The sequence below is a fragment of the Aromatoleum toluclasticum ATCC 700605 genome, assembly GCF_000378245.1.
Lineage (GTDB): Bacteria > Pseudomonadota > Gammaproteobacteria > Burkholderiales > Rhodocyclaceae > Aromatoleum > Aromatoleum toluclasticum.
On the sequence record NZ_KB899497.1, the window covers coordinates 310,045 to 316,296 of the forward strand.

General features: G+C 67.5%; 2 protein-coding genes and 1 pseudogene. All 3 read left to right on the top strand.

Annotation, left to right across the window (positions count from 1 at the left end):
- The first annotated feature begins 75 nt into the window (after positions 1-75).
- Positions 76-1,125: an SGNH/GDSL hydrolase family protein gene (locus F464_RS0114345; protein WP_026296003.1), complete on the top strand. Its 1,050-nt coding sequence runs from the start codon at positions 76-78 to the stop codon at positions 1,123-1,125.
- Between the two features lie 196 nt (positions 1,126-1,321).
- Positions 1,322-5,431 carry a hypothetical protein gene (locus F464_RS0114350; RefSeq protein ID WP_018990522.1) on the top strand — a complete coding sequence of 1,370 codons (4,110 nt, stop codon included), beginning with the start codon at positions 1,322-1,324 and terminating at the stop codon, positions 5,429-5,431.
- Between the two features lie 365 nt (positions 5,432-5,796).
- Positions 5,797-6,252: pseudogene (locus tag F464_RS0114355) on the top strand (hypothetical protein); the annotation flags it as partial.

Consider the following 6,252-nt stretch of genomic DNA (forward strand, 5'->3'; position numbering starts at 1 on the left):
CGAAGTCGTAAGGACGCCTCCCGGCTCAAAGGACGAATCAATGCGTAAGACTACTGGCTGGCCATAGGTGAAAGAATGAAAAACAAATTGGGTACTTGGACGCGTCTCCTGTCTGCTGCACTGGTCCTGGCGCTGCCGGGATTCGCCAGTGCGCAACTGGAGTTCAGCAATGTCGTGGTCTTCGGCACGAGCATCTCTGATCCCGGCAACGGGTTTGCGTTGCTGACACATCCGGTAGAAGGCCTGAATCTGGATAGTACGGTTCCTCAGACCACGCCACCGCATTACGAGGGCCTGGACGAAACGCTCGTGCCCAGTGCGCCCTATGCCAAGGGGGGGCATCATCTCAGCAACGGCCCCACATGGATCGAACAGTACGCCGTCGGGCATGGGTTTGCCCGCGATGTCGGCCCGGCGTTTCAGGACAGAGGCAAAGCCTCGAACTATGCGGTCGCCGGCGCCCGTGCGGTGGATTTTCCGGGCCGGGTAAACCTGCCGGATCAGGTGCAGGTATTCCTCCAGGACGTCGGGAACAATGCCCCGGCAGACGCCCTGTATGCTGTTGAAATTGGCAGCAATGACGTGCGCGATGCCCTGGTCGCGTTCGCCAGCACGCTTCAGGATACCCACGACCTCGCTCAAGCGACGGAGGCAGCGCAGGCGGTCATCTCGAATGCTCTGAACAGCATAGCCTCCCACATGCAAACCTTGTACTTCGTCGGTGCGAGGAAGTTCCTCGTCGTGAATGCGCCGCGCCTGGATCTGGTGCCGGCCGTCAGGTTCGTGGAGCAGTTCGTTCCCGGCACCGCCACCTTGGCCTTCAGTCTGACGCAAGCCTTCAACCAGGCCCTGTCGCAGAACGTGCTGGACCCGCTTGCCGGCCTGCCGGACATTCAGATCGCACGCATGGACATCGCTACACAGATGACGACCATCGTGACGGCGCCGAGCAGCTTCGCGCTGACAAACGTGACGGACCCCTGCGTCACGCCGAACGTGCCGCCTTATACGTGCCTGCAGCCGGACAGCTACTTCTTTTGGGATGGTATCCATCCGACCAAGGCCGTGCACGGCATCTTTGCGCAGCAGGCAGCAGGCATTCTGACTCGTTATCCGGCCCCCTGATGTGCCGGGTGACGGACCGCCAGTAGCGGCTGTCGTTGCGTAGGCGCACCCGAGGTATCGCGCCTCGATACTCGCGCAGAAGTTCGTGCCCGGAATGATTTATCGGGCATCATTGGGTCTTCGTTGTCATATGAACCTGGTCCGGGCAAGCCGCCACACGGGCTTGCTCCGGGCAGGATCGGCGGAGCCCCGAGCGATGAAACCCCAAGGAATCGTTGTCCTGGTCGCAGGCCTGCTCGCCTGCGCTTCCCTCGCCCATGCAGGGACCGGCAGGATGAGCGCGGAGGAGGTGCCCGCGCCGCTCCGCCCCTGGGTCGATTGGGCCCGTCATAGTCCGCCCGCGCCGGAATGTCCGCGCACGGGAGCCGAACCGGCGTCCGCGCAATGCATCTGGCCGGCGGGCATCGAGATGCAGCTCTCCGGCCGGCAGGGCGCCTTCACGCTGACCGTCGACGCCTTCGCCGACGGCACGGTGGAATTGCCCGGCGATGTCGAGGCCTGGCCGCGCGACGTGCGCCTCGACGGCGAGCCGACGGCGGTCGTGCCGGCGAACGGACGGCCGTCGCTGCGCGTGGGGCCGGGGCATCACGTGGTCGCCGGGAGCTTCGACTGGCAACAACTGCCGCTGAACCTGCAGTTGCCGCGGCAGGTCGCGAAGGTTTCGGTCACGATCGACGGCGAACGGTTCGCCGGTCAGCCGGATGCGTCCGGCCAGTTGTGGCTGCGCGCCTCGCCGGACAAGGAGGGCACGGTGGATGCCCTGTCCACGCGCGTATTCCGGCAGTTCGCCGACGACGTGCCGATGGTGTCGACGGTGCGCTACGAATTCTCGATCTCGGGCCGGCAGCGGGAAGTGCGCGTTCCGCATGCAGTGCTGGAGGGTTTCGTGCCGCTGGCGGTTGAGGGCGGCCTGCCGGCGCGCATCGACGCCGATGGCAGCCTGAAGGTGCAGGCGCGCGCAGGGTCATGGGTGCTGAACGTGACGTCGCGCAGGATGAGTGCCGCCACCGAGCTCAAGTTGCCAGAGGGAGCGGGCGAGCAGGAGGTGTGGTCCTTCGCGCCACGCAACGAGGTGCGCGTCGTGAATCTGGAAGGGCCGCCGGCGGTCGATCCGAAGTCCGTGGGGGTGCCGGCGGAATGGGCCGGCCTGCCGAGCTTCGTGCTCCAGCCGGGAGCAGCCCTGCGGATCGCCGAGGTGCAGCGCGGGGACGCGGGCGGGGCGGCGGATCGGCTGCAGATCCGCCGCACGCTGTGGCTCGACTTCGACGGCGGCGGATTCTCGGTGCAGGACCGGATAGACGGGGCGATCGGCCGCAGCTGGCGGCTCGACCTGCCCGAGCAGTTCGCGCTGGGGCGGGTGGCGGTCAATGGCGTCGACCTGCCGGTGACCCGCAGCGCGGCCGGTCGCGGCGTGGAACTGCGCGAGGCGGCGATCGCGCTCGAAGCGGACAGCCGCATCGACTCGTCGGCGCGCGAGATTCCCGCAAGCGGCTGGACGGTGCCCTTGAGCGGCTGGGCGGCCGAACTCAACCTGCCGCCGGGGTGGCGCCTGATTCACGCCTCGGGCGCGGATTCGGTGCAGGGCGAGTGGCTGATGTCGTGGACGCTGTGGGACATCTTCGGCGTGCTGCTGATCGCGGCGGTGACCTTCCGCGTCGTCGGCCCGCTGCCGGCCCTGATCCTGCTCGCGGGCCTCGTGCTGACCTGGCACACGTGGGGGGCGCCGAAATTCATGTGGCTGGCGCTGGTCCTCTTCCGCGCGATCGCGGCGGCGGTTCCCGCTAATGCGAAGCTGCGCGGCTGGGCGGCGCGCGGCGCGCTATTCAGCGGGGTATTGATCGCCCTCATGCTCGTGCCCTTCGCGGTCGATCAGATCCGCCAGGCCATGTATCCGGCCCTCGGGATGACTTATTCGCAGGCCACCGCCGGCATGGCTCGGTCGGCGGGCGCGCCCGCTTCGGCGCGGCCCCCGGCACCGGCGGCGCCGCCCGTCGCCCGGGAGCTGGATAGCTACGCGGAGCAGAAGTTGCGCGATGAAGCCGCTTCGGTGGTCGCTCCGCTCGAGCGGCAAGCTGCAACACGACCCGTGGCAGCCAGGCCCGACCCGAACCTGAAGGTGCAGACCGGCCCCGGAATTCCGAGCTGGCGCTGGACGGTGATCCAGCTCGCGTCGCAGGGGCCGATCGTGAGCGGACAGACGCTGTCGCTCACCTTGCTGCCCCCCACCGGCTCCGCGTTGTGGTCGGTGCTCTCGGTGCTGTTGCTCGGGCTCGCGCTGTGGCGTTGCTGGGAGTTCGATCGCGCGGCCATGCTGCGCAAGCTGCGTGGCGCGCTGAGTTCCGCGGCGGTGTTGGGTGTCGTCGCGGCCGTCGGGTTGGGATCCACGACGACGGACGCCCGTGCGCAATCCACGTTCCCGTCGGAAGCGCTGCTCGGGGAACTGCGCGCGCGGCTCCTCGCTCCCGAACCCGCGCCGGCGTGCGCGCCGGTGTGTGCGGACCTCGCCGACCTGCGTATCGAAGCCGCCGGCAACACGATTACGATGAAGCTCGAAGTCCATGCGCAGGCACGCACGGCCGTCCCGCTGCCGAGCCCCGGGGCGAACATCCGGCCCTCGTCGGTGCTGGCGGGCGGGCAGCCGCCGGCCCTGCTGCGCGACGAAAAGGGGATCATCTGGGCAAGCGTTCGGCCCGGTATCACCTCCATCGAAATCGTCATCCCCGCCCATCAGGACGACGTGCCCGTGCATCTGCCGCTGACGCCGCGACGGGTGAGCACGCAGCTCGCGCGCTGGAGCCTGTCCGGTATCGATGCGCGGGGTTTGGCCACCGAAACCCTGACGCTCTCGCGATTGCGCGAGGTGCAGTCGAAGGCGGACAAGGAGTTCTCGGGCGGTGCCGATCTGCCGCCGTTTGCCGAAGTCGAACGACACGTGAGTTTCGACCAGACCTGGACGGTGCGCACGGTCGTGCGGCGGCAGGGGCCGAGCGCCTTGCAGACGAGCGTGCGCATCCCGCTGTTGGCAGGGGAGGCCGTCACCGATCCGGGCATCAAGGTCGAGGACGGCGAAGCGGTGGTCGACCTCGCGGCGGGCGCATCGCGCAGTTTCGACAGCGTACTCGAACCTGCGGACACGCTTCGGCTGCTGACCTCGACTCACCCGGGCCAGATCGAGCGCTGGACCGTGTCGGCAACGCCGTCGTGGCACGTCGAATCGGCCGGCCTCGCGCCGGCCTCTTGGACCGATGGCGGCACATGGCGGCCGCGCTGGCTCCTGTGGCCGGGCGAGGCGGTGGACCTGTCCCTGTCGCGCCCCGCAGGCATCGAAGGCGCGACGCTCACCTTTGACGAGGTCCGGATCCACACCACCGTCGGACAGCGTTCGTCCGACGCGTCGGCGAACTTGCGGCTGCGCAGCAGCGCCGGCGGCAATCACGTGATCGGACTGCCCGAAGGCGCGGAACTGCTGTCGGTGCGAATCGACGGCCAGGTGCAGCCCCTGCGCGGCGAGAAGAACAAGCTGGCGCTGCCGATCACGCCCGGGGCGCATGCGGTGCAGCTCGACTGGCGCGACGTTTCCGCGGTGTCGAACCACTATCGCTCCCCGCAGCTCGACCTCGGCGCGCAGGCGGTCAACGCGACGATGACGCTGGCCGTGCCGGAGGATCGCGTGGTGCTGTTCACCAAGGGGCCGCTGGTCGGGCCGGCGGTGCTGTTGTGGGGCGTGTTGATCGTCGTCGCCGCGATCGCAGCCGTCCTGTCGCGCGTGGTGCCGGGGCCGCTCGGGCTGGTGACGTGGATCCTCCTCGGCGTCGGGCTGGTGCAGTCGTCGGTGGCCTCGGTGTTCTTCGTCGTCTGCTGGTTCGTGTTGCTGGCAATCCGGCGTAACTACGCCGCCTCGTCGCCGTTGCGCTTCAACCTGTTCCAGATGCTGCTGCTGCTGGTCACGCTGCTGGCCGCCAGCGCGTTGCTGTCGGCGCTGCGCCAGGGTCTGCTCGGCTATCCCGAAATGCTCGTGACCGGCAACGACTCGAACGCGTTCAGCCTGAGGTGGTATCTCGACCGCCTGGACGGCACGACGCCGAGCGTGGAGTTCTTCAGTATCCCGGTGTTCGCCTATCGCCTGATGATGCTGGGCTGGGCGCTGTGGCTTGCCATTTCGCTGACCGGATGGGTACGGTGGGCTTGGACCTGCGTCTCGGCTGGGGGAAGCTACTGGCGCCCGGTCAATGTTGCGAACCTGATGTCGCGCAAGGCGACGGTGGCTGATGCAGGGAGCGATGCGGACCAATCCGGGGGCCGGTGAATCCCTGAATAATCTGCACCGCGGGCCACGGACAAACGGCAATCCGCTGCGGGCATCGAATCTCCGGCCGGGCGCCCGACGATGGCCGTCGGCGGGGCGCGTGGATCGCGGCGATCCACGCGTGCCTCTGCCCGCGGCTGAAGACCGATCGGCAGAGTCTGCCCGCTTCGCGGCGCGGCGACCATCCCGTATCGGGAATGCCGTTTTTCCCGGAGAAAAACATTTGTAGCGTCGTTGGCATAATTTATTATGCCGAAGTTATTTTTGCGCCGTGACATGCCGGGTTTTTGGGCTGACGGCGGCTAGTTCGTTGCGTTCTCGTCCCGATTGGGAACTGATCATTCACCCATTACCGAGTATTCAAGATGCTTGATAGCCTGATCTACATCGACAGCACCAGCTCCCAGATCGTCACGGCGCCGTCGATTGGTCCGAAGCAGTTGGTGCTGTACCGTGACCCTGCGTCCGGTCAGTACGTCGCGCGACTGCTGGGTATCGACGAAGAGTTGCGCTTCAATCCGGGCACGATCCAGGAGATCCAGTTCGGTGACGGCACGGTGTGGGATCAGTTCGCCATCGATCAGGCGGTGTGGCAGACGCAGCTGCAGCAGGGCAGCGCCGGCAACGACTGGCTGTGGGGCACGGAAGGGCAGGACGTGCTGCTCGGCGGCGCGGGCGACGACCAGTTGATGGGCAACGGCGGCGACGACGTGCTCGACGGCGGCGCCGGCAACGACAAACTGGAAGGCGGTGCCGGCTCCGACACCTACGTGCTCGCCGCGGGCGGCGGCTCCGACACCATCTTCGACGGACCCTACTGG